Origin of the sequence: Vogesella sp., from assembly GCF_046297735.1 — a bacterium.
Classification (GTDB): Bacteria; Pseudomonadota; Gammaproteobacteria; order Burkholderiales; family Chromobacteriaceae; genus Vogesella; species Vogesella urethralis.
Genome location: NZ_JBKBHK010000001.1, coordinates 46,367 through 69,579 on the forward strand (window position 1 = coordinate 46,367; position 23,213 = coordinate 69,579).

Below are 23,213 nucleotides of genomic sequence, written 5' to 3' on the forward strand. Positions count from 1 at the left end.
CCAGCGTGACGCAAACTGCATACTGGCAGCTTTGCGCAATGGATGATGGCGCTTATTCTTGTGACTCGCGTTCGATACGCCGGCGCTCGATCTCGCGTCGGGCGGCGGCATTGCGGATGTCACATGGGCGACTGCGCGGCATCGGCTTGCCAGCCAGGATGTTGCTGCGCACTTCGGCGCGCACTTCGTAGTAAGCAGATTTGGACTGATACTGGGACATGACGGCTTCTCCTTCGTAAGGGATGCTGCTCTATCTAGCAATCTGACCGCTTTGCATTACTGCTTTATTACGCCGCTGCAAGCCGGCTGGCAAGCCCCAATTGCATGTTGCGCTGCCGCAGACGCAAATCGCTTGCTTAAGTGTTGTATTCGTCTGGAAAAATCTATCGAATGTGCCGCGGCGAGTATTCTTTTCAATGCCGGCTTGGTGCAGGTCGCGACGTGTTATAGTGCGCCGTTTTTTATCTAGCGGTTGCTCTGGATGCACTACACCATTTTCGATACCCCTGTGCTGCGCACTTTGTTGCGCTGGTTTTCCCTGATCATGCTGCGCCTGCTGGGCTGGCGCCTGGTAGGGGATTTCCCGCGTGACAAGAAATACGTGCTGATCGGTGCACCGCATACCAGTAACTGGGATTTTCCGTTTACGCTGATGTTCTGCTTTGCCGGCGGTGCCAAACTGTACTGGATGGGCAAGCACACCCTGTTCAGTGGCCCTGCCGGCCCGATGATGCGTTGGTTGGGTGGCATTTCTGTCGATCGTCGGCAGAAAAACTCGTTAGTAGAGCAGATGATCGAGGTCTACCAGCGCAGCGACAGCCTGGTGGTCGCAGTGCCGCCGGAAGGCACCCGTTCGCGGGTCAGCGAATGGAAGACCGGCTTTTACCATATTGCCTGCGGTGCACAGGTGCCCATCGCGCTGGGGTATCTGGATTTTTCCCGTAAACAGGGCGGGGTAATGGGTCTGTTTCAGCCCACCGGCGATATTGCACACGACATGCCGTTAATCCGGGCGCGTTACCGTGATGTGCGCGGCAAATGCCCGTATAACCAGTAGTATTTAAATGTCTCAATAAAAAAACCGGCGCTGTGCCGGTTTTTTTATTGGCTTGCGGCCGTGTTGCAGCCGGCATGGAAACTGAATGCCGGGTGGTCGCTTATTTGGCTTTCGGGGCGCCGACATTCAGCGCTTCCCAGCCTTCGCGGCCCAGTTCCTGCATCAGGGCAATATTGCGCTCATAAATAGTGGCAGCGTCGGGAAAGGCTTCCACGGCGCGGTCGATACTGCTCTCGCGAATCAGGTGCAGGGTGGGGAATGGCGAGCGGTTGGTATTGTTGCTGACGTCGTTCAGCGTGGTGCCGGCAAACTGGAATTTGGGGTGGAAGTCGGCCACCTGCAATTCCCCCTCCAGGCCCATGTCGGCCAGCGCTGCGTCGGCAATTTCGAGGAAGTCGTTGAAGTCCAGGAAGCGCTGCAGCACGTACGGGTGCACCAGCAGCGTGGTATCGATTTCTTCCGGGTCGCTGTCGGCCAGCAGGCGCAGCTCGGTCATCAGGTGCTCCAGCAGCGCGGCCGGGTCTTTGGCGTCGCTGACGATGATGCGCACCTGGTCTTTGACGTACACCGCCTTGGCAAACGGGCACAGGTTGAGGCCGATCACGGCCTTTTCCAGCCAATTGCGGGTAGCGGCAATGATATCGTCGTGGGTCAGTTCCATGTTTTGCTCCGGGGCGGTTAATGCAAAAAACCCGGATGCGGGCATCCGGGTTTCTTTTCAGGCGTACAGCCGGGTATCTGGATTACAGACCCTGGATGTTGGAAGCCTGTTTGCCTTTCGGGCCTTCCACGATGTCGAAGCTTACACGCTGGTTTTCAGCCAGGGTGCGGAAGCCTTTAGCGTTGATCTGGGAGAAGTGAGCGAATACGTCGTCACCGCCGTTGTCCGGAGTGATGAAGCCGAAGCCCTTGGAGTCATTGAACCATTTAACGGTACCGGTTGCCATGTTCTGTTCCCTTATGGAATAGCGTTGAGTATGAGAAAAGCGCATGTCAATCAAGGGAAATGACAAACTGTGGTACGGGCAACGCCACTACAACAACTGACAGATCACGACTTGAAAAACTGCAGCACGCAGTCTGCCTGCGCTTACAAATGTCGGCAAGTGTTTTTTGTGGTGCCCTGATAAAAAACCACTGGCATCAGGGTCTTTGCTGGCATGCGTCAGGGTATTGGCTGGAAAAGCTCGCAGCGTAGTGGTGGCGCAAACTATAGTTCACACAGGCACAGTAAATAGTACGCAGGCTAATGACGGAGACCGGCATGGATCGATATCGCATTGAAGATGAAGAAAGTTTTTCCGACTTCCAGTACGCGCTCGATGACTACGCGCCGCGTATTGCCAACCTGTTGGCCGCCTTGCGGCAGAGCCCGCAGGATATCGCCATGCTGGGCGAGCTGATGCGGCTTTTTCACACCATCAAGGGTGATGCCGGCCTGTGCCGGCTGCCGTTTGTCGAGCCGATGGTGCACGCGGCAGAAGACCTGCTGGGCATGGTACGCGCCGGGTCGCTGCCGTTTACGGCGGCACTGGAGCAGCTGCTGTTGCTGGCGCTGGACCGGCTGGAGCTGTTGGTCAGCGAGCTGGAAACCGGGCGTGAAATCTCGCTGGCCGACTTCAACCGCATGGTGGACGAAATGACCCAGCTGGCCGCGCAGCCGCCGGCGCTGGTGGAGGCGCAGGCCTGGCTGGTCATCAAGCGCCTTACCGGTTTCCTGCCGCAGCAGCCGGTGGCGCCGTTGCCGGCACGCAACCCGCAGCAGGAGGCGGATCTGCAGTATTTCCGCAGCCTGGCGTTGCAGTTCGAGCAGCGCTCGGTGCTGTTTCAGGGCCGTACCGAGCGCAATCTGGTGCTGGCGGCGGCCTGTAACGAGGCGGCGGGCTGGAAGGTGGACCCGCTGCAGCTGGAGGCCGCCGTCTACATGCACGATGTGGGCATGATGTACTTGCCTGAGGAGCTGTGGCTGAAACAGGGCAAGCTCAGCGCCGAGGAGCGGCTGCAGCTGGCGGCGCACCCGGGCTGGGCGGCCGACATGCTGATGCGGATGAAGGGGTGGGAGGAGGCAGCCAGCATCGTGCGCGACCACCACGAGCGTATCGATGGCACCGGCTATCCGGCGGGCAAGCCGGCCGGGTTGATCATGGAAGGTGCCAAGCTGCTGGCCATCATCGATACCTTCGAAGCCGTCATTCTCAAGCACGGCCAGCGCCGCCAGGTGCGCTCGCTATTGCGTGCCGTGGCCGAAATCAACGCTTGCGAGTCGCAGTTTGATGCGGCGTGGATCAATTGTTTCAACCTGGTGGTGCGCGACATGATCGAGCGCGGCATGGTGTTGCCGCACGTGCGCTAGTGCCCGATGTGGCAACTAGGTTGACGCTGCAAATCGGCTGCGGGCATGATGCTGGGCAAGAGCCGTGTAACGGCCGTGCCCAAACAAGGAGAAATCATGAGTCAGTTCGATAATGTCAGCGTGGTCAAGCAAGCCAACGTTTACTTTGACGGCAAGTGCGTCAGCCACACCGTCATCCTGCAGGATGGTACCCGCAAGTCGGTAGGCGTGATCCTGCCGTCCAAGCTGCTGTTCAGTACCGGTGCGCCGGAGGTGATGGAGCTGATCGCTGGCGAGTGCAAAGTCACGCTGGCCGGCGAAACCGAAGCCCGTACCTACCGTGGTGGCGACTCGTTCTCGGTGCCTGGCGAGAGCTCGTTTCAGATCGAAGTGACCGACACCCTGCATTACGTCTGCCACTTCGGCTAAGCGCGGTAGCAAGCAAAAAGGTTGGCTGCGGCCAACCTTTTTCCATTCTGGGTCGGGCTGTTCAGTGGCCATCGCCCCCCAGCTGGCCGAGCGCCCGTTTGTCCAGCAGTTGCAAGTGGCCACGCCCGATAGTCAAGAAGCCGCCATCCGCCAGCTGGCGCAAGATGGCATTGCAGGTTTGGCGGCTGATGCCCGTGGCGCTGGCCAACGCTTCCTGGCTAAGCCGGATGCGGCCGTCGCCATCCGCCAGCAGCAACAGGCGCTGGGCCAGGCGCGCCTCTGGCGACAGCAGCGTTTGCTGGGCCAGGCCTTGCATCAGCTTGCGCGTTTTGGCAGCCATCAGCTGCCCCAGCGGCAGCCAGCCGTGCGGCCAACCTTGCAGCCAGCCCAGCAGCGCGGCTTGCGGGACGTGCCATAGCAGGCAGCCGCGGTCGCTGCCGGCGTCGTGGGTGCGCGGCCCGTGGTCGAACAGTGCCACCTCGCCAAACCAGTGGCCGGCGCCCAGCCGGGTCAGCACGCTGTGTTTGCCGGTGAGCGAGCTGCTGCCGATCACCATGCTGCCTTCCAGAATGCCGTACAGGCCGTCAGGCGCGTCTTCGCGCAAAAACAGGAAGCCGCCCGCCGGCAAGCGTCGTGGCTGGCCCAGTGCCTGCAGTGCGGCCTGCATGGTATCCGGCAGGCCGGCAAACCAGGGGTCGGCCGCCAGTCGCTGCAAAGCGTGGCTTCTGTCGTCTGCTTGACAGAGTGAATCCGGGCGCAAGGGCATGATGGAGCCTCAACCTGATGGAGGGCTACCATGAAAACGCTAGAACAACATTTAGTCAATTACGCCAGCTACCACCGCGACGTGCGCAATATCCGCACCCACTTTGTCGGCATTCCGCTGATTGTGCTGGCGGTGGCGCAGTTGCTGGCGCAAGTGCCGCTGGGCGGCGGGCTGACGCTGCTGGCGCCGGTGCTGCTGGCGTCGTGTGCGTTCTATCTGGCGCTAAGCCGCCCGCTGGGCCTGCTGATGACGGTACTGATGCTGCTGACCGGCTGGGCCGGTACGCTGCTGGCGGCGCAGCCTGGTGCCCTGTGGCTGGGGCTGCTGCTGTTTGCGCTGGGCTGGGTCATCCAGTTTGTCGGCCATTGGTACGAAGGCCGCAAGCCGGCGTTTGTCGACGATTTGCTGGGCCTGCTGGTGGGGCCGCTGTTCGTGGTGGTGGAGTGGCTGTTTCTGCTGGGCTTGTGCCAACCGTTGCAGGCGGCCATCACTGCCGGTGCCGGCCCGCTGCGCGGCGTGCAGAAAGTCGCTGCAGGTCACTGAAGTTTCGCTATAATCCCGCTCCTTTTGCCTGAGGGGGTGGATAAGCATGACCGTAAAAGCCTGTGGCGTGGACTTTGGTACGTCCAATTCGACCGTGGGCTGGTGCCGCCCCGGTGAGCCCAGCCTGCTGGCGCTGGAAGACGGCAAGACCACGCTGCCGTCGGTAGTGTTCTTCAATGCCGAGGAAGAAAGCACGGCGGTTGGCCGCGCCGCCATCGCCGAGTATCTGGATGGCTACGAAGGCCGCCTGATGCGCTCGCTGAAGAGCATTCTGGGCACCAGCCTGATGAACGGGCAGACCGAAGTGCAGGGTCGCCCACTGCGTTTTCTGGACTTGCTGACGCTGTTCATCGGCGAGCTCAAGCAGCGTGCCGAGCGTCAGGCTGGCCGCGCTTTCGAGCAGGCCGTGTTCGGCCGCCCGGTGTTCTTTGTGGACGACGACCCGGTGGCCGACCGCCTGGCGCAAGACACGCTGGGCGACATCGCCCGCCGTGTCGGTTTCAAGGAAGTGGCGTTCCAGTTCGAGCCGATTGCCGCCGCGTTCGACTACGAAAGCCGCGTGCAGCGCGAGGAGCTGGTGCTGATCGTCGATATCGGTGGCGGTACCTCCGACTTTTCGCTGCTGCGCCTGTCGCCGGAGCGTGCCCATCTGCTGGACCGTCGCGCCGACATTCTGGCCAACGGCGGTGTGCATATCGGCGGCACCGACTTCGACAAGCAGCTCAGCCTGCACGCGGTGATGCCGCAGCTGGGCTACCGCACGCGCCTGAAGAACAACGCCGAGGTGCCGTCCGGTTTCTACTTCAACCTGGCCACCTGGCACACCATCAACTTTGCCTACACCCGCAAGGCCCTGAACGACCTGCAGGGCATTTACCCGGACGCGCTGGAGCAGCGCAAGCTGGACCGCTTGTTCTCGCTGATCGACAAGCGCGCCGGCCACTGGCTGGCCATCCAGGTGGAAGCGGCCAAGATTGCCTTGTCCGACGTGGCCAGCACGCGGCTGGACATGGGCGAGATCGAGCGCGATCTGTGGCACGAGGTATTGCGCAGCGATTTCGACGAGGCGATCGAGAAGCAGATTGTCAGCATCGAAACTACGGTCACGCGGCTGCTGGCCGACGCGCAGCTGCAGGCCGGCGAGGTGGATACCGTGTTCTTTACCGGTGGCTCCAGCGGCGTGCCGCTGCTGCGCCAGCGCATTGCCGCCATGTTCCCTGCCGCGCAGGCCGTGGAGGGCGACCGCTACGGCAGTATCGGTAGCGGCCTGGCTTTGGACGCTTCGCGCCGCTTTGGCTGAGTGCACCGCCAGCAGGTTGGCCGCAGGTGCCAGCCGTAAAAGCAAACCCCGCTAGTTGGCTAATACCAGTCAGTTAAGGGAATGTGCTTGGCCTTTAAGCAGTAGGGCGTGAGTAAAGCGCCCCATCCCGTTGGCGCGAGCCGGGCAAAATGGTGCGCCCCGGGTTTTAAGACGCCGATTTGTTTGAGCTCCGAGCCGTTAGCGAGGGGCGAGTTCGGCGGCGCCTGGGGCGTGCCGTTTTGATCGGGGTTTCGAGCAGCCCCGGGTTGCGGGGGAATGAAAAGGGGGCGGCAATCCGCCCCCTTTCCCGTCTGCCGGGCGGAACCGGCATCTAATCATCGTCCGCATCGCGGACACATTAGCACTCTTCAAACACAACAACTCCCTAGCCAAAAAAAAACGCCAGTCAGCGTTAACTGACTGGCATTACACCAGTTGGCGGGGTTTGTGTTTGGTGGAGCAGAAGGCTGCGCGTCAGTGCGCTTTTTTCCCGCGCAGCTTGCCGATTGCCATCACCACGGCCAGTACCAGTGCGCCGGCTACCACGCCGAACAGCCCGTCCAGCACCGCCGGTACAATGGCCGCCAGCAGCGCGCCGATGCCGGCGACGCCGGCCACGCTGTGAGCGGCGGCTTCGATGGCGTGGTGGGCGAACGGCAGGCCGTGGGTAAGGATGCCACCGCCAACCAGGAACATCGCGATGGTGCCGGCCACGGCCAGAAAGCGCATCAGCGGCGGGGCGGCGTTTACCAGCGCACGGCCCAGTTGCTGGCTGGCAGCGCCCGGTTTGCGTGTCAGGTACAGGCCGATGTCGTCCAGCTTGACGATGCCGGCTACCAGGCCGTACACGCCGACAGTCATGATCAGCGAGATGCCGGTCAGCACCACCAGCTGCGACAGGAACGGCTGCGTGGCGACGGTGCCCAGCGTGATGGCGATGATCTCGGCGGACAGGATGAAGTCGGTGGTGATGGCGCCTTTGATCTTGTCTTTCTCGTAAGCCACCATGTCCACGTCGGGGTTGGTCAGTGCGGCCAACCTGTCGTTGTGCTCGGCGTCTTCCTCGGCGGCGTGCAGGTATTTGTGCGCCAGTTTTTCCACGCCTTCAAAGCACAGGAAGGCGCCGCCTATCATCAGTAGCGGGGTGATCAGGATGGGTGCAAAGGCGCTGATGGCCAGCGCCAGCGGCACCAGAATGGCCTTGTTACGCAGCGAGCCCAGCGCTACGGCCCAGACCACCGGCAGCTCGCGGTCGGCTTGCACGCCGGCCACCTGTTGCGCGTTCAGCGCCAGGTCGTCACCCAGTACGCCGGCGGTTTTCTTGGCGGCCACTTTGGTCATTACCGCCACGTCGTCCAGAATAGTGGCGATGTCATCAATCAGCATTAGCAGGCTACTACCAGCCATGTTTGTTTCCTGTCAGCAAAGGCGGTCGCTGTTGTGCAAACGGCGACACGAAAAGCCCGGCGGTTGCCGGGCGGGACGTACACGGTAGCAAAGCGTGACTATGTCATCAAGTGTTGCTGCAACCAGTGATGGATACGCTGGGCAGCATGCTGCCAGCGCGTGTCCAGCATCAGCATGTGGGCGGTGCCGGGCAGGATCTCGCACGGCAGGCCCAGCGCTTGCGCCATCTGCCGCACTTCGGCGGCGCTGATCAGCTGGTCGTGCTCGCCGCCCAGTATCAGTACCGGCAAGTTCAGCCGCGGCCTTGCCAGCGGCGACACCATCGACATGTCCATGATGGCGCGCACGCTTTCCACCTGGCTGTTGGCCGCCATCCAGGCTACGTCCGCTAGCGGGGCGTCGGCAGAGAACAGCATGCCTTGCAGTTCGCTGGTGTGTGGCTGGTAGTTGCCTTGCTGAAACAGGTTGAGCCCCAGCAGCATGCCGGGTGACTGGTTGAACAGCCGCCAGGTGGAGGCGGCAAGCCCGGTGTGCGGGACCGACGCCAGCAGCACCAGCGCAGCCGCCTGGTGGCGCTGCAGGTATTGCTGGCACACGAAACCGCCCATCGAATGGCCCAGCAACACCGGCGCGCGGCCGATCTGCCGTACTGCCTGCGCCACGTTGGCCGCGTAGTCGTCAATGCTGGTGGCGGCCAGCCAGGCCTGGCCTTCGCTGTGGCCGTGGCCTTCCAGGCTCAGCGCCCAGCAGTCGTAGCCTTGCGCGGCGAACCAGGGCAGGAAGTGTTGCTGCCAGCAGCGGGCGCTGCTGTAAGCGCCGTGGACAAACAGCAGGGGCGGCACGTCCAGTGCGGCCCCTGCCGGTGCTTGGTGGATCAACTCAAGTTGTAGCGAACTCACAGTACCTCGGCGGCGTGGTCTGCCAGACGCGAGCGTTCGCCGCGCTGCAGGGTGATGTGGCCGGAATGATCCCAGCCTTTGAAGCGGTCAACGACGTAAGTCAGGCCGGAGCTGCCCTCGGTAAGGTAGGGGGTGTCGATCTGGCTGATGTTGCCCAGGCAGACCACCTTGGTGCCGGGGCCGGCGCGGGTGATCAGGGTTTTCATCTGCTTGGGCGTCAGGTTCTGCGCTTCGTCGATGATCAGGTATTTGTTGAGGAAGGTGCGACCGCGCATGAAGTTCAGTGATTTTACCTTGATGCGGCTGCGGATCAGGTCGCGGGTGGCGGCACGGCCCCACTCGCCGCCATCGTCCTCGTTGCGGTTGAGCACGTCCAGGTTGTCTTCCAGCGCGCCCATCCACGGCAGCATTTTCTCTTCTTCGGTGCCGGGCAGGAAGCCGATGTCCTCGCCCACCGGCACGGTAACGCGGGTCATGATGATTTCGCTGTACAGCTTTTGCTCCAACGTCATCGCCAAGCCTGCGGCCAAGGTCAGCAGCGTCTTGCCGGTGCCGGCCTGGCCCAGCAGGGTGACGAAGTCGATTTCCGGGTTCATCAGCAGGTTCAGCGCAAAGTTCTGTTCGCGGTTGCGCGCGGTAATGCCCCACACGTTGTTCTTCTGGTGGCTGTAGTCCTTCAGCGTTTCCAGTACCGCGCCCTTGCCGTCGATCTGGGTGACGCGACATTGCAAGGGCTGGTCGCCTTGCTGCCACAGCAGCTGGTTCAGGTGCAGGCTGGCAACGTCGCTACCCTTGATCTGGTAGTAGGTGCGGCCGTGTTCCTGCCACGATTTGAGGTCTTTGCCATTGCGGTCCCAGAAGCCGGGGTCGATTTCGCGGGTGCCGGTGTACAGCAGGTCGGTGTCTTCCAGCACCTTGTCGTTGAAATAGTCTTCGGCCTCTAGCCCCAGTGCGCTGGCCTTGATGCGCATATTGATGTCTTTGGACACCAGGATCACGTTGCGGCCGGGCTCGCGCTCTTTCAGCGCCATCACGATGCCCAGGATCTGGTTGTCGGCCTTGCCTACCGGCATGGAGGCGGGCAGCACGGCGTGGATGGCCTGGGTCTGCAGCCGCAGCTTGCCGCTGGCGGCGTCACGGCTGGCGCTTTGCAGCGGGATGCCGGTGTCGATGCTGCCGGCGCCGGCGCGCACGATCTCGTCCAGGAAGCGGCTGGCCTGGCGGGCATTGCGCGCCACTTCGGTCATGCCCTTCTTGTGGGTGTCCAGCTCTTCCAGCGTGATGATGGGGATGAAGACGTCGTGTTCCTCGAAGCGGAACAGGCAGGTAGGGTCGTGCAACAGCACATTGGTATCGAGAACAAACAGCTTGACGGTTTTGGTCTTTTTGCGGCTTGCCATGATAGAGGCCCCTTGATGAGCGGGGCCTCGCGGTATGCCAGGCCCTGCGCTTATAGCGAATTCACGAATGCCAGCACTTCTTCGACGTGGCCAGGGACCTTCAGGCCGCGCCAGGCTTTGAGGATCTTGCCCGCGCTGTCGATGACGAAGGTGCTGCGTTCGATCCCTCTTACCTGTTTGCCGTACATATTTTTCAGCTTCATGACAGCGAACAGGTTACATACAGTTTCCTCCGGATCGCTGATCAATTCAAATGGCAATTCGTACTTGGCCTTGAAGTTTTCGTGCGATTTCAGGCTGTCGCGCGACACGCCGACGATGGTGGCGTTGGCCGCCACAAACGCGGCGTGGTGGTCACGAAAACCGATAGCCTGGGTGGTGCAGCCGGGGGTGTTGTCCTTAGGGTAGAAGTACAGCACGGTCAGGCCGGCGGCGGGCAGGCTGATAGTCTGGCCGCTGGTGGCCGGGGCGCTGAAGGGGGTGATCTGTTCCATTGCTTTCTCCATGGTGTCAGCCCGGACGGCGCAGCAGCGCCAGCACGGCGCCGCTGCCGCCGTGCTGCAGGCGGGTTTCGCAAAATGCCAGTACGTCTGGATGGTGGGTAAGCCAGCTGCGTACCATTTTGGGCAGTACCGGCTCGCCGCGCGAGCTCAGGCCCTTGCCGTGGATGATGCGCACGCACTGGCCCTGGTGGCGGGCGCGGTGCAGGAACAGCGCCAGCTGCTCGTGCGCTTCGAAGCGGTCCAGGCCGTGCAGATCCAGCTCGGCACACACCGGCCAGTGGCCGGCCTTCAGCTTTTTCAGCGTATGTGCCGGCATGCCGGGGCTGCGGTGTTCGATGTCGATATGGGCGGGTTCGAACCAGCCCAGCATCTGGGCAAACAGGCTGTGGTCCGGGTTGTCGCTGTGCAGGCGGTGGCCGGCGTGGTGCAGCGGCCGCGGGCGCGGGCGCGGTAGCGGCGCCTGCACGCGGCCGTCCGGCTTAAGCGGCCGCACGTCGCGCATCAGGGCAGGGAAGTCCGGCTCCGGCTCCGGCGCAGCCACAATAGCCACAGGCAAGACCCTTGCGGGCCTTGCCTGTGGTTTGATCGGCTTCAGTTGCTCCTTGAGCGACTTCAACGCCGTATTAGCCCAGATGGTCCAGGTAACGCTCGGCGTCCAGGGCAGCCTGGCAGCCGGATGCGGCGCTGGTGATGGCCTGGCGGTAGTTGTGGTCCTGTACGTCGCCGGCGGCAAACACGCCCGGTGCGCTGGTGGCGGTGGCGTTGCCGTCGCGGCCGGCGCGGGTAACGATGTAGCCGGTTTCATCCAGCTCCAGCTGACCCTTGAAGATGTCGGTGTTCGGCTTGTGGCCGATGGCGATGAACACGCCCATCACGTTAATCTCTTCGGTGCTGCCGTCGTTGAACTTCAGGCGGGCGCCGGTCACGCCGCTGTCGTCGCCCAGGATTTCGTCCAGATTGGCGTTCAGCTTCAGGGTGATCTTGCCTTCGGCGACGCGGGCCATCAGTTTGTCGACCATGATCTTTTCGGCGCGGAAGGTGTCGCGACGGTGGATCAGGGTAACGTGCTTGGTGATGTTGGCCAGGTACAGCGCCTCTTCCACCGCAGTGTCGCCGCCGCCTACCACGGCAACGTCTTGGTTGCGGTAGAAGAAACCGTCGCAGGTGGCGCAGGCCGATACACCCTTGCCGGCAAAGGCTTGCTCGGACGGCAGGCCCAGGTATTTGGCCGACGCGCCGGTAGCGATGATCAGGGCATCGCAGGTGTATTCGCCGCTGTCGCCCACCAGGCGGATCGGTTTCTCATCCAGCTTGGCGGTGTGGATGTGGTCGAAGATCATTTCGGTGCCAAAGCGCTCGGCGTGCTGCTGGAAGCGCTGCATCAGCTCCGGACCCTGTACGCCGGCTACGTCGGCAGGCCAGTTGTCCACATCGGTGGTGGTCATCAGCTGGCCGCCTTGCGCCATGCCGGTAATCAGAACGGGGTTGAGGTTGGCGCGTGCAGCGTATACCGCGGCGGTGTAGCCAGCCGGGCCGGAACCGAGAATCAGCAGGGGGCTATGACGGGTTTGGCTCATGGGGTTTTTCCTGTGTAGTACGGACAGATTGTGTATATTTTAACAGTATTCCGGAAGCAGGCCGATAAAGTGTTTCTACCTGCCAAATAGTTTCTGGCTACCGAAAGGAGTAAATGATGGAAGTAGGCGCCAGCAGTACCAGCAGCGTAAAACAGGCTGCCGAGACCTTCGTGCTGAAGAAAGCGATGGAGGCATCCAGCGACATGATGTCCACGCTGATGTCGTCGGTAGAGCAGAACGCGCCCAAGACGAATAATCCGCCCCATTTGGGGCAGACTATCGACGTCAAGGCCTGATCTGACCCTAACACCCGGCAAAACAAACCCGCCTCTTGAGGCGGGTTTTTGCATTGCTTCACTGCTAAAGGGGCGCATGCGCTGACAGCAGGCAGCGTTCAGGCATCTACCTTGAGGCCACTGCCACTTTGTAACAGCGATTGCGAGGCCTGATATTGCGCCACCGCCTGTTGCTGGGCGCTGGCATTCAGTTCCGCCCGGCTGCTGTCTTCGGCGCGGCTTGCCGGTTGTGGCGTGCTGCGCGGGGCCGCGGTTTGCTGTGCAGCAACTTCCAGTGGCGGGGCTTCGGTGCTGTCGGGTGGTGGGTTGGTAAGCGCGGTGCTGGTGCTATTGCCGACAGGGTTGGCCGCAGGCTGGCTGCTGTTGGCCTGTTCGCCGACCTGGGGCGTAACACTATCTTCACGCTGTTGCGCCTGCTGCACGCGTATGGCTTGCGTGCTGAGCAGTTGTGCTTGCAGGCTGAACTGCAGGTCGGTGGCGCGGTTGTTCAGCTGGGCCGCTGCGCTCTCTGGTTTGTTGGCTACCTGCTGGGTCGCTGCTTGTAGCTGTGCTTCACGCACAGTGCTGGCTTCCAGCGCTTGCTGGCCGGCGCTTTCCAGGCTGGCGGTCTGTGGCAATTCACGCTGACGGGCTGCTACACCGTCACGGTACAGCGGGCTGGGGCTGAGCGGGTTAGTGCTGCTGATGTCCATGAGACTCCTCCTGGTGCACACCTTGCCGCAGTGCACATTGCGGTAGTTGCTGCGTTGCGCTGCTGGCGGTAATGGTAGGCAGGTGCCAGATCCAGGCCGACAAGCCCAGCCACAGTGCGGCCAACATGGCCTGCAGCAGGGGCAGCTGCCCAAGCAGGGCCAAGCTGATGCTGAACGATAACGCCATGGCCAGCAGGGCGACACGCTTGGTTTGTCTGCGCATGCCGCGATAAGTTCGCCAGTCGCGGATGGCTGGCCCGAAGCGCGGATGGTCCAGCAGCCGCTGTTCCAGTTGCGGATGGCTACGGGCGAAGCAGGCAGCCGCCATCAGGATGAACACCGTGGTCGGCAACAGCGGGGTAACGGCGCCGATCAGGCCCAGTGCCAGGTTAAGGTAACCCAGTGCTGCCCAGGCGCTTTTGCCAAGCCGGTGTTTATTCATGGCTGTCTCCCTCCAGGTGCCATTGTCAGCTTAGACGCTGGCGGCGTGCTCGCCTAGCCCTGCTGCAGGGTCAACGCCAGCATGCGGTCGGCCAGTTGCGCCACGCTGAGCTCGCCGTCGTTGCGGTACCACTGCACGGTCCAGTGCAGGCTGCCCAGCAGCGTGCGACGCAGCAGATGGGTGTCCTGCTTGATAAGCCCTTGGGCGGCGGCTTCGTCCAGCACGCCTTGCCATAGTGATTCGTAGCGATCACGCAGCACGATCAGGCCCGGTTTGGCGCTGTCGGATACGCTGCGCCATTCGTACAGCATGACTTCCAGCGCGGCCTGGTTGTCGCCCAGCAGCGAGTGCAGGTGCACGTGAAACAGTGCGGCCAACTTGCTGCGCGTATCGGGGGCGGTAGCCAGTGCTAGCGCCAGCTGCTCGGTGGTGGCGGTGATGCCCAGTGCCATCACGGCGACCAGGATCTCTTCCTTGGTGCGGAAGTGATAGAACAGGCTGCCCGATTGCAGCCCGACGGCATTGCCCAGGTCGCGCACGGTGGTGCGTTCGTAGCCTTGGTCGCGAAACAGCTTGGCCGCGGCGCGGATCAGCTCCATGCGGCGACTGTTGGCTTCCTGGTGGTTGTTCAGGTCGTTGCGGCTCATGCTTGGCTCGTCTGGGTGGGTTCCTGGGCCGGCTGGCGCAGCAAGGCGTCGGCCGCACTGCGTACCTGGGCGGGTAGCAGGTTTTCCAGGCAGTGGGTGTGTTTGTACGGGCAGGTGCGTTCGAAGCAGGGGCTGCAGTCCATGTTCAGCGACACGATGCTGGCGCGGTGGCTGAGCGGCGGCGTGAAATCCGGGCTGGACGAGCCATATACGCCCACCAGTGGGATGCCCAGCGCCGCTGCTACGTGCATCAGGCCGGAGTCGTTGCAGATGGCCAGGCTGGCCAGGCCCATCAGGTCGATGGCTTCTTCCAGGCCGGTCTTGCCGCACAGGTTCAGCGCGCAGCCGTCGGCCAGGCGGGCGATCTCGTCGCCGATGTCTTTATCCTTGCCGGAGCCGAACAGCCATACCTGGTAACCGTCGGCGTGATACTGGCGGGCCAGCTCGGCAAAGTGGCGTGCCGGCCAGCGCTTGGCCGGGCCGTATTCGGCACCGGGGCACATGGCCACCACTGGCTGTGCCAGCGACAGGCCCAGGCGCTGGGCCGTGCGCTGCTGCTCGGCAGGGGTGGAGCGCAATTGCGGGTGGGCAATCGGGCGATGCAGCGCCTGGCGCGGCGGTTCGCCCAGCGCACAGAAGCGCTCCACCATGGTGGGCAGTTCGTGCTCGTCCAGTTCGCGGGTATCGTTCAGCAGGCCGTAGCGCAGCTCGCCGGTAAAGCCGGTGCGCAGCGGAATGCCGGCCAGAAACGGTATCAGTGCCGCTTTCAGCGAATTGGGCAGCACCACCACCTGGTCGAAGTTTTCGCGGCGCAGCGCACGCGCCACTTTCCAGCGCTCGCCCAGCCGCAGCTGGCCGTGGCCGAAAGGGTTCAGGTGCGACTTGGCCACTTCGGGCATGCGCGACAACAGCGGCAGCGTCCACGCCGGGGCAAAGACATGCAGCTCCAGGCCAGGGTGGCGTTCGTGCAGGCGGCGGTACAGGGGCTGCGCCATCACGCTGTCGCCTACCCAGGACGGGCCGATTACCAGTATTTTTTTGATCATGTAAACAAGCAAAAAAGGTGTAGCCAGGCCACACCTTTGATTCAGGCGGTCAGAAAAGGCTTAGTGGTGGCCGTGCGGCAGCGGGCCCACCAGCTTGTAGCGGGTGCCGCAGTACGGGCACAGGGCTTCACCGCCATTCTTGGCGACGGGCAGGAACACGCGCGGGTGCGAGTTCCACTTCACCATGTCCGGCGTCGGACAGTGCAGCGGCAGGTCCTTGGCGGTAACTTCGATGGTGCGGGCAGTGTTTTCTTTCAGTTCGGCCATGCTGTGTGCTTCCGGTTGGGGCCCGCGCGCGGCGGGCCGTCTTGTGTAATCAGGCGACGTAGGTCAGCCAATGTTGCTTGCTTTCATCCAGACCCTTCACGCAGTCGAAGTAGCGTTTCTGGATTTCGGCGGTAATCGGGCCGCGTTTGCCGCTGCCGATGGCGCGACGGTCCAGCTCGCGGATCGGGGTGACTTCGGCGGCGGTGCCGGTGAAGAAGGCTTCGTCGGCGCTGTAGACTTCGTCGCGGGTGATGCGTTTTTCGATCAGCTCCAGGCCCATTTCGTCGGCCAGCTGTACCACGGTATCACGGGTGATGCCTTCCAGTGCGCTGGTGAGGTCCGGCGTGTACAGCTTGCCTTTGCGCACGATGAAGATGTTCTCGCCCGAGCCCTCGGCCACAAAGCCGTCTACGTCCAGCAGTAGTGCTTCGTCATAGCCGTCGGCGGTAGCTTCGTTGTTGGCCAGGATGGAGTTCATGTAGTTGCCGTTGGCCTTGGCCTTGCACATGGTGATGTTCACGTGATGGCGGGTAAACGAGCTGGTCTTCACGCGGATGCCGTTTTCCAGGCCGTCTTCGCCCAGGTAAGCGCCCCACGGCCAGGCGGCCACGATCAGCTGCACGTCGTCTTTCTTCGGTGCCACACCCAGCTTGCCGGAGCCGTAAAAGGCCATCGGGCGGAAGTAGCACGACTTCAGCTGGTTGGCTTTCACCACGTCGAGATGGGCCTGGTTGACCTGTTCTTTGCTGAACGGCAGGTCCATGCCCAGGATCTTGGCAGAGCGGAACAGGCGGTCGGTATGGTCCTGCAGGCGGAAAATGGCCGGGCCGCGCGGGGTTTCGTAGGCGCGGACGCCTTCGAACACGCCCATGCCGTAGTGCAGGGTGTGGGTCAGCACGTGGGTGGTGGCGTTGCGCCAGTCTACCAGTTCGCCGTTGTACCAGATGAAGCCGTCGCGGTCTGCCATCGACATGGTGAATTCTCCGAATAGTCCTGTTTTTGGTGTGCTGCGATTATACAGTTGCCTTACTGAAAGTGAACCGGCTTTTCCGGTAACGCCGCGTAAGGGCCCAGTACCGCTTGCCACAAGGCCTGCACCTGGGCGTAGTCGTCCAGTGGCGGGTGTGCAATGCGGCTGCTGCCGTCCAGCCGGCTGGCGTGTTGCAGGCGGCGGTAGTGGCGGTACGCCTGGCGGGCGGCTTCGGCCAGCGTGGCGTCGATCAGGCCGGCGTCGGCAGCGGCGGCCAGCAGCGCGATGTTGCCGCTGTTGGCCAGCAGGGCCGGGTGCTGGCCGGCGTGGGCCAGAATCAGGAACTGCACGATGAATTCCACGTCGATGATGCCGCCGCGGGCGTGTTTGACGTCCTCCGGGTTGGCCGCATGGCTTTCCAGCATCTTGTTGCGCATGGCCACCACTTCGCCGCCCAGGGCTGCGGTGTCGCGCGGCAGTGCCAGCACCTGCTGGCGGATGGCCTCGAAGCGGGCGCCAATGTCGGCATCGCCGCACACAAAGCGGGCGCGGGTCAGCGCCTGGTGTTCCCACAGCCAGGCTTTATGGTGCTGGTAATGCGCGAAGGCGTCGGTGGTACTCACCAGCAGGCCGCTGGCGCCGTCCGGGCGCAGGCGGATATCCACGTCGTACAGCACGCCGGCCGAGGTGGTGCTGGTGAGCCAGGTAATGATCTTGCGCGCCAGGCGCGAGTACAGGTCCGGCGCGTCCGGGTGGTCGTCGTCGTACAGGAAGATCACGTCCAGGTCCGAGGCGTAGCCCAGCTCCTTGCCGCCCAGCTTGCCGTAACCCACCACGCTGAACAGCGGCACCTCGCGGTGGCGTTTGGGGATGTCTAGCCAGGCGTGGCGCACGGTGACGTCCAGCACCAGGTCAGCCAGGCGCGACAGCTCGTCGCTCAGCGCTTCCAGCGTCCACATGCCGGCCAGGTCTTGGGCTACCAGGCGGAAGGTTTGCGCGTGCTGGAAATGGCGCAGCGCGTCCATCTGTGCTTCCACGTCGCCGTGGCACTCCTGCAGCTGCTGTTCCAGTTGTGCGGCCAGCTGCGGCCAGTCCGGGGTGGCGTACAGCACGCGGGCGTCGAGCAGTTCGTCCAGCAGAATGGGGTGGCGCGACAGGTAGTCCGACACCCAGGCGCTGGACGAGTACAGCGAGGCCAGCCGCTGCAGCGTTTGCGGGTATTCCAGCAGCAGCGACAGGTAAGACGCGCGCCGGCTGATGGCGTCGATCAGCTGCAGGATGCGCTGCAGCGTGGTGTCGGCGTTGTCGAAGCTGGCGGCCACTTCCATCAGCGGGCCCATCAGCGCGTCCAGCTTCTTGCGGCTGGCGTCCGGCAACTGCAGGTAACGTTGGCCGCAGGCCAGGTTGCGCAGCTGGCGTTGCAGGTCGTCCGGGTCGTGGTAGCCCAGGCTGGCCAGGCGGGGCGCGATGTCGACGTTGGCGATGTCGCGCCAGTCGTTTTCCAGCGGGTGGGCGGCGGCGCCTTCGGTGGGCAGGAAGAACACTTGCTCGAAGTGCCGCGTCACGCGGCGGCGATGGCGGTTCAGCTCGTTCAGGAAGGCGTGCCAGTCGGCAAAGCCCATGCTGCTGGCGATGCGCTGCTGGTTGTCGTCGCTGGCGGGCAGGCTTTGCGTCTGCTGGTCGTCCAGGTACTGCAGGCGGTGTTCGAGGTTGCGCAGGAAGGTGTAGGCGCCCAGCAGCTCGGCCACGGTGTCCGGCTCCAGCAGGCGCAGCTCGGCCAGGACGGCGTAGGTGTCACGCGTGCTTTTCAGCTGCAGGCGGCGCTCGCGACCACCGCGGATCAGCTGGAATACCTGGGCGATGAACTCCACTTCGCGAATGCCGCCCGGCCCCAGCTTGATGTTGTCGGCCATGTCGCGGCGCGCCACTTCGCGGCGGATCTGTGCGTGCAGCTCGCGCATGGCACCGTAGGCGCCGTAGTCGAGGTATTTGCGGTAGACGAACGGGCGCACCAGTTGCGCCAGCTGGCTGGCGTCGCCGCTCATTACGCGCGCCTTGATCCAGGCGTAGCGTTCCCATTCGCGTCCCTGGGTCAGCAGGTAGTTTTCCAGCGCGGCCAGGCTCATCACCAGTGGCCCGCTGTCGCCGTAGGGGCGCAGCCGCATGTCGACGCGGAACACCTGGCCGTCGTAGGTGACGTCATTGATGGCGCTGATCAGCAGTTTGCCCAGCCGGGTGAAGTATTCGTGGTTGGACAGCCGGCGCGGGCCGCTGGTGTCGCCGTCTTCCGGGTAAACGAAGATCAGGTCGATGTCGCTGGAGACGTTCAGCTCGTAACCGCCCAGCTTGCCCATGCCGATCACGATCAGCTGCTGCACTTCGCCGCTGTCTTCGCCGATGGGGTCGCCCAGGTTGGCCAGCGCGCGGCGCGCCACCGGCAGCGTGGTCTGCACCGCAAAGTCGGCCAGCAGGCTGATGGTGGTCACCACTTCGTGCAGGTCGGCCAGGCCGGCGTGGTCGCGGGTAATCAGCCGCGCCATCACGGCAATGCGCAGCTTGCGCAGGGCAGGGCTTAGCGTGTCGATGCTGTCAAAGCCCTGCCAGTCGGCAAAGGCGGCCATCTCGGCGGCGTCGAACGGGTGGTCCAGCCTGGCGGCCAAGCGCTCGGCCTCTTCGGGGCGGGCGGCAAGCTGGCGGTCAAGGTAGTAACTGAATGTACGGGCACAGGCGATAGCGGCGGTATTTGCTGGCATAATGCGCTTTCCACGCAATGACAAAATCGTGACTGACCATTCTACCCCCACTCCCGACCCGGCGGCAGCCGCTGCAGACCGCAGCCTGCGGGTAATTTTCTGGCTGCGTCGCATCCTCGGCATCACGTTCTGGCTGTTGCTGGTCGTGACGCTGACGCTCGCCTGTGCCTTCGGGGTGTTCCGATTTTACATCTTGCCCAATCTGAACGACTGGCGGCCGGCACTGGCGCGCCAGATCAGCCAGGCGGTGGGCATGCCGGTGACGCTGGGGCATATCCGCGGCGAGTGGCGCGTGCTGGCACCGCGCTTTACCGTGGACCGCCTGCAGATCCAGCCTGATGCCGCCATCGCCCCGCTGACCGTGCGCGAAGTACAAGTGCAGCCGTCGTGGCAAAGCCTGCTGTTTCTGGAGCCGCGGCTGAACCTGCTGCGGCTCGATGGCCTGAGCCTGAACCTGGAGCGCCGCACCAACGGGCACCTGTACCTGAACGGCATCGACCTGTCTGCGGGCAAAGGCGACGGCCGCGCGCTGGACTGGCTGCTGCGCCAGCACGAGATCAGCGTTGAGGTGCAGCGCTTTGTCTGGCAAGACCACCTGCTGGCCTTGCCGCCGCTGGAAGCGCGCAAGCTGTCGCTGACGCTTGGCAGCGGCCTGTTCGGCCACCAGTTGAAGGCGGTGGCGTTGCCGGCGGGCAGCCAGCTGTCGCATGTGGATTTCGAAGCCGAGTGGCAGGGTGGGGCGGTAGCCGACTGGCGGCAGTGGCAAGGCAGCGCCACGCTGCAGGCGGATACGCCGCAGCTGGGCTGGTTCCAGCGCTATCTGCCGCGTTCGCCGCTGGCGGTAGGCGGCTCGGCGTCGTCGAGGGTGCAGCTGGCGTTCGACGCTGGCCGCGTCACCCGCCTGCAAGGCAAGTGGCAGGTGGATAACGCGGCGCTGTCGCTGCGCGGCGGAGAGACCACCCGTCTGCCGCGTCTGGCCGGCGAGGTGGATTACCACAGCCCGGCGGCCGGCGAACACCGGCTGCAGGCCAGCCATCTGTTTCTGCAAACCCGTTTTGGCAGCCTGCTGCAGGACGCCGCGGTCACCGCCAGCTGGCACGACAGCCGTGGCGGTTTTGTCGAAGCCAGCGGCCTGCAGCTGGCGCCGGTATTGCCGCTGCTGCAGCCGCATGTGCCGGCACTGGCAGACAGCGCGCTGCGACAGCTCGATGGCGAGCTGAAAGGCCTGCGCTGGCAATGGCAAGGCCGGATCGACCAGCCGCAACAATACCTGTTCAAAACCCGTTTTGCCGGGCTGGCGCCCAGGTTGGCCGCAGACAGTGTCCGTATCGACGGCGGCCTGGACGGCGAGCTCACCGCCAGCCAGCACGACGGCAGCCTGCGCTTCAGCGCGGCGCCGATGAGCGTTGCGGTGCCGGCCGAGCTGCGCCAGCCCCTGCGCTTGACCGGTGCCCAGGGCGAACTGCGCTGGCAGCGCCAGGCGCAGGGCTGGCAGCTGCGGGTCGCCGGCGTGGATGTGGCCACACCCGATTTTTCGGCCCGCTTGCAGGGTGAAGTCAGCCTGCCGGATAGCGGCCCCAGCGATAGCCGCCTTGGCTTGAGCATGGCGCAGGTGCCGGTAAAACGCATTGCTGCCTACCTGCCGGAACTGATCGGCACCGACACCGTCACCTGGCTGCACGCCGCCTTGCAAGCCGGCACCGCCCGCGAGGTGCGCGCCAGCCTGCAGGGCGATATCACCCGCTTCCCGTTTGCCGGCGGCCAGGGCGGGCGCTTCCTGGTGGAAGCCGACGTGGACGACGGCAAGTTCCTGTTTGACCCGGCCTGGCCGGTGCTGGACGGCATACAGGGGCGCTTTCGCATGCTGAACGATGGCATCGAGGTACAGGCAGCGCGTGCGCGCACTGCTGGTGTCGCCTTGCAGCAGGTAACAGTGCGGCTGCCAGACCTGATGCGCGAGCACGCCAAGTTGTACGTCGAGGGTCTGGCTCAGGGCGAGTTGCCGCAGATGCTGGCCTACACCCGTGCCAGCCCGGTGGATGGCTGGCTGGACGGGTTTCTGTCCACGCTGGACAGCAGTGGCCAGGCGCAACTGAAACTGGGCCTGACGCTGCCGCTGGACGATATGGAAGCTGCGCGTGTTGACGGCGACGTCACGCTGGCGGGCAATACGCTGCAGCTACGGGATTTGCCCTTGCCCCTGCTTACCGACATCCACGGGGTGTTGCACTTCAACGAACACGGTGTGTCAACGCCCGGTATCGACTATCAGGCCTTTGGCGGGCACAGCCGCCTGCAGGCCACGCTGGACAAGCAGCAGCGCATGCAGTTTGTCAGCCAGGGGCAGGTAGACATCAGCCCCGTATTGCAGCAATACGTGCCCTTCCTGGCGCGTTATGCCAGCGGCAGTACCGATTACCGCGCCGATTTTACCGTTGGCCGCACGCTGGACGCCTTGACCGTGCAGTCGTCGCTGCAAGGGGTGGCCACCGCGGTGCCGGCGCCACTGGCCAAACCGGCGCAGGACAGTTGGCCGCTGCAACTAGGGGTGTACGCCACGCAGAAGGGCTGGCAAGTGGACTGGCAAGTGTCCGGCCACGCCCAGGGCCTGGTGGCGCTGGGCGCCAATGGCGAGTTGCTGGGTGCCGGCGTGGGCGTGGGTGCCGACACGCCAGACCCCACCGGCCGCATTGCGATCCGGGCTGCCGCCCCGGCGGTACAGCTGGAGCCGTGGCTGGCCGCTTTGCCCGCAGGCGAGGATGCCGCCGGTGAATGGGCGTTGCCACTGAAGCTGGCGCTGAGCACGCCGCGCTTTAGCGCCCAAGGCAAGCAACTGAACCAGCTGGACGCGGTGATGAACTGGCAGGGCGGCGAATCACCGCTGCAACTGCAGCTGAAGTCGCGCGAGGTGTCCGGCGACATCCGCTACATGCCGCACGGGCACGGCAAGCTGGAGGCCCGGCTGCAGCACCTGTCGCTGCCGCTGGCGGAAGGGGGAGACGCCGCCGGCGACAGCGGGCAGGAGATCAGCGTGCCCGGGCTGGACATCCACGTGGCGGCGCTCAGCTGGAAAGACCGCGTACTGGGCGACCTGATCCTGAAGGCGCAGCACCAGCCGCAATTGTGGCTGCTGGACGAAGTGCTGCTGCAAACGCCGGACGGCAACCTGGCCATTAGCGGTGCGGCGCCGGAAGGCAAGAGCAGCAGCGCACGCCGTACCGAGATCGTGTTCAGCGCCAAGAGCCAGGACGCCGGCAAGCTGCTGGCCAGGCTGGGTGTGCCCGACGCGCTGATCGGCGGCGAGGGTGAGCTGGCCGGGCGCGTGTCGTGGCTGGGCCATGTCACCGCGTTCGACCTGGCGCGGCTGGCCGGCAGCGTGAAGCTGGACCTGCGCAAAGGGCGCTTCGCCCAGGTGGACCCGGGCGCGGCGCGCTTGCTTGGCGTGCTCAGCCTGCAGTCGTTGTCGCGGCGCATCCGGCTGGATTTTACCGATGTGTTCAGTAGCGGCTTTGCTTTCGATACCCTGACCGGTAGTGCCGATATCGACGCCGGCGTGTTCCGCTCGCGCAATGTGCTGTTGCAGGGCCCGGCCGCCAAGGTTAACTTGCAAGGCGAGGCCGACCTGGCCAATAACAGCCAGCAGCTGCGCGTGCACATCACGCCGACGCTGTCGGAAGGGGTGGCGGTGATTACCGGCGCCTCCTTGCTGAACCCGATTGCCGGCGCCATCACCTTTGCGGCACAAAAGCTGCTGAAGGACCCGGTAAGCCAGATATTGTCATTCGATTACGAAGTCACCGGCAGCCTGACCGAACCGCAAGTGCGCAAGGTGGGCCAGCAGGTGGAAAACGTCCCGGCGGCACCCGTTGCCCGTTGAGGCTGGAGAA

General features: G+C 63.8%; 24 protein-coding genes. 7 read left to right on the plus strand and 17 right to left on the minus strand.

Features of this window, described 5'->3' with window-relative positions; all coding sequences use genetic code 11:
- Nucleotides 1–52 precede the first annotated feature (52 nt).
- Nucleotides 53–220 carry a hypothetical protein gene (locus ACK4FZ_RS00250; protein ID WP_409817765.1) on the minus strand — a complete coding sequence of 56 codons (168 nt, stop codon included), beginning with the start codon at nt 218–220 and terminating at the stop codon, nt 53–55.
- Between the two features lie 261 nt (nt 221–481).
- Between ACK4FZ_RS00250 and ACK4FZ_RS00255 the strand changes: the two genes are divergently transcribed.
- Complete coding sequence (locus ACK4FZ_RS00255) at nt 482–1,057, plus strand: lysophospholipid acyltransferase family protein (protein ID WP_409817766.1); 576 nt, start codon at nt 482–484, stop codon at nt 1,055–1,057.
- Between the two features lie 100 nt (nt 1,058–1,157).
- Here ACK4FZ_RS00255 and ACK4FZ_RS00260 read toward each other — a convergent pair whose 3' ends face one another.
- Entirely contained in the window at nt 1,158–1,718 is a 561-nt protein-coding gene (locus ACK4FZ_RS00260) for a DUF1415 domain-containing protein (protein WP_409817767.1), read from the minus strand.
- Nucleotides 1,719–1,800: 82 nt separating this feature from the next.
- A complete protein-coding gene (locus tag ACK4FZ_RS00265; protein ID WP_144371729.1) occupies nt 1,801–2,004 on the minus strand; it encodes a cold-shock protein in 204 nt (67 codons plus the stop codon).
- Between the two features lie 317 nt (nt 2,005–2,321).
- Here ACK4FZ_RS00265 and ACK4FZ_RS00270 point away from each other — a divergent pair, with 317 nt between their 5' ends.
- Together ACK4FZ_RS00270 and ACK4FZ_RS00275 are read left to right on the plus strand one after the other, a co-directional pair.
- On the plus strand, nt 2,322–3,410 hold the full coding sequence (locus ACK4FZ_RS00270; RefSeq protein ID WP_170252438.1) for an HD domain-containing phosphohydrolase: 1,089 nt from the start codon (nt 2,322–2,324) through the stop codon (nt 3,408–3,410).
- Nucleotides 3,411–3,506: 96 nt separating this feature from the next.
- Entirely contained in the window at nt 3,507–3,818 is a 312-nt protein-coding gene (locus ACK4FZ_RS00275) for a pyrimidine/purine nucleoside phosphorylase (RefSeq protein WP_409817768.1), read from the plus strand.
- Between the two features lie 61 nt (nt 3,819–3,879).
- Here the strand turns inward: ACK4FZ_RS00275 and ACK4FZ_RS00280 are convergent, their stop codons facing one another.
- Nucleotides 3,880–4,533 (minus strand): Crp/Fnr family transcriptional regulator, encoded by a 654-nt coding sequence (locus ACK4FZ_RS00280; RefSeq protein WP_409817769.1) that lies wholly within the window; start codon nt 4,531–4,533, stop codon nt 3,880–3,882.
- A gap of 81 nt (nt 4,534–4,614) precedes the next feature.
- Here ACK4FZ_RS00280 and ACK4FZ_RS00285 point away from each other — a divergent pair, with 81 nt between their 5' ends.
- Together ACK4FZ_RS00285 and ACK4FZ_RS00290 are read left to right on the plus strand one after the other, a co-directional pair.
- On the plus strand, nt 4,615–5,127 hold the full coding sequence (locus tag ACK4FZ_RS00285) for a DUF962 domain-containing protein (RefSeq protein WP_409817770.1): 513 nt from the start codon (nt 4,615–4,617) through the stop codon (nt 5,125–5,127).
- Between the two features lie 46 nt (nt 5,128–5,173).
- Entirely contained in the window at nt 5,174–6,427 is a 1,254-nt protein-coding gene (locus tag ACK4FZ_RS00290; protein WP_409817771.1) for an Hsp70 family protein, read from the plus strand.
- A 474-nt stretch (nt 6,428–6,901) separates the two neighbouring features.
- Here ACK4FZ_RS00290 and ACK4FZ_RS00295 read toward each other — a convergent pair whose 3' ends face one another.
- From ACK4FZ_RS00295 to trxB, 6 genes are all read right to left on the minus strand, one after another.
- Nucleotides 6,902–7,834: a DUF808 domain-containing protein gene (locus ACK4FZ_RS00295; protein WP_409817772.1), complete on the minus strand. Its 933-nt coding sequence runs from the start codon at nt 7,832–7,834 to the stop codon at nt 6,902–6,904.
- 98 nt (nt 7,835–7,932) lie between these two features.
- Nucleotides 7,933–8,733 (minus strand): alpha/beta hydrolase, encoded by an 801-nt coding sequence (locus ACK4FZ_RS00300; RefSeq protein ID WP_409817773.1) that lies wholly within the window; start codon nt 8,731–8,733, stop codon nt 7,933–7,935.
- The gene (locus tag ACK4FZ_RS00305; RefSeq protein WP_409817774.1) at nt 8,730–10,133 is read right to left on the minus strand and encodes a PhoH family protein; all 1,404 of its coding nucleotides are present in this window, start codon (nt 10,131–10,133) and stop codon (nt 8,730–8,732) included. Before ACK4FZ_RS00305 ends, ACK4FZ_RS00300 begins: the two co-directional genes overlap by 4 nt.
- A gap of 50 nt (nt 10,134–10,183) precedes the next feature.
- Entirely contained in the window at nt 10,184–10,627 is a 444-nt protein-coding gene (locus ACK4FZ_RS00310) for a peroxiredoxin (RefSeq protein WP_409817775.1), read from the minus strand.
- A gap of 16 nt (nt 10,628–10,643) precedes the next feature.
- Nucleotides 10,644–11,186, minus strand: a complete 543-nt coding sequence (locus ACK4FZ_RS00315; protein ID WP_409817776.1) for a Smr/MutS family protein — start codon at nt 11,184–11,186, stop codon at nt 10,644–10,646.
- Nucleotides 11,187–11,259: 73 nt separating this feature from the next.
- Nucleotides 11,260–12,213 carry a thioredoxin-disulfide reductase gene (trxB, locus tag ACK4FZ_RS00320; RefSeq protein WP_144371741.1) on the minus strand — a complete coding sequence of 318 codons (954 nt, stop codon included), beginning with the start codon at nt 12,211–12,213 and terminating at the stop codon, nt 11,260–11,262.
- Nucleotides 12,214–12,326: 113 nt separating this feature from the next.
- On the opposite strand from trxB, the gene ACK4FZ_RS00325 reads away from it, so the two are divergent.
- Nucleotides 12,327–12,509, plus strand: a complete 183-nt coding sequence (locus ACK4FZ_RS00325) for a YjfB family protein (protein WP_409817777.1) — start codon at nt 12,327–12,329, stop codon at nt 12,507–12,509.
- A gap of 98 nt (nt 12,510–12,607) precedes the next feature.
- On the opposite strand, the gene ACK4FZ_RS00330 is transcribed toward ACK4FZ_RS00325, so the two are convergent.
- From ACK4FZ_RS00330 to glnE, 7 genes are read right to left on the minus strand one after another with little or no spacing between them, the layout of a single operon-like run.
- Nucleotides 12,608–13,201 (minus strand): hypothetical protein, encoded by a 594-nt coding sequence (locus ACK4FZ_RS00330; RefSeq protein ID WP_409817778.1) that lies wholly within the window; start codon nt 13,199–13,201, stop codon nt 12,608–12,610.
- A complete protein-coding gene (locus ACK4FZ_RS00335) occupies nt 13,182–13,643 on the minus strand; it encodes a YbaN family protein (RefSeq protein ID WP_409817779.1) in 462 nt (153 codons plus the stop codon). Before ACK4FZ_RS00335 ends, ACK4FZ_RS00330 begins: the two co-directional genes overlap by 20 nt.
- Before the next feature lie 53 nt (nt 13,644–13,696).
- The gene (locus ACK4FZ_RS00340; protein WP_409817780.1) at nt 13,697–14,290 is read right to left on the minus strand and encodes a TetR/AcrR family transcriptional regulator; all 594 of its coding nucleotides are present in this window, start codon (nt 14,288–14,290) and stop codon (nt 13,697–13,699) included.
- Nucleotides 14,287–15,336: a lipopolysaccharide heptosyltransferase II gene (gene waaF / locus ACK4FZ_RS00345; protein ID WP_144371746.1), complete on the minus strand. Its 1,050-nt coding sequence runs from the start codon at nt 15,334–15,336 to the stop codon at nt 14,287–14,289. Before waaF ends, ACK4FZ_RS00340 begins: the two co-directional genes overlap by 4 nt.
- A gap of 60 nt (nt 15,337–15,396) precedes the next feature.
- A complete protein-coding gene (locus ACK4FZ_RS00350; RefSeq protein WP_144371747.1) occupies nt 15,397–15,603 on the minus strand; it encodes a zinc-finger domain-containing protein in 207 nt (68 codons plus the stop codon).
- 49 nt (nt 15,604–15,652) lie between these two features.
- Nucleotides 15,653–16,576, minus strand: coding sequence for a branched-chain amino acid transaminase (locus ACK4FZ_RS00355; RefSeq protein ID WP_144371748.1), 924 nt, complete (start codon nt 16,574–16,576; stop codon nt 15,653–15,655).
- 53 nt (nt 16,577–16,629) lie between these two features.
- Nucleotides 16,630–19,326, minus strand: coding sequence for a bifunctional [glutamate--ammonia ligase]-adenylyl-L-tyrosine phosphorylase/[glutamate--ammonia-ligase] adenylyltransferase (gene glnE, locus ACK4FZ_RS00360; RefSeq protein ID WP_409817781.1), 2,697 nt, complete (start codon nt 19,324–19,326; stop codon nt 16,630–16,632).
- Nucleotides 19,327–19,354: 28 nt separating this feature from the next.
- Here glnE and ACK4FZ_RS00365 point away from each other — a divergent pair, with 28 nt between their 5' ends.
- Nucleotides 19,355–23,203 carry a YhdP family protein gene (locus ACK4FZ_RS00365; RefSeq protein WP_409817782.1) on the plus strand — a complete coding sequence of 1,283 codons (3,849 nt, stop codon included), beginning with the start codon at nt 19,355–19,357 and terminating at the stop codon, nt 23,201–23,203.
- Nucleotides 23,204–23,213 lie beyond the last annotated feature (10 nt).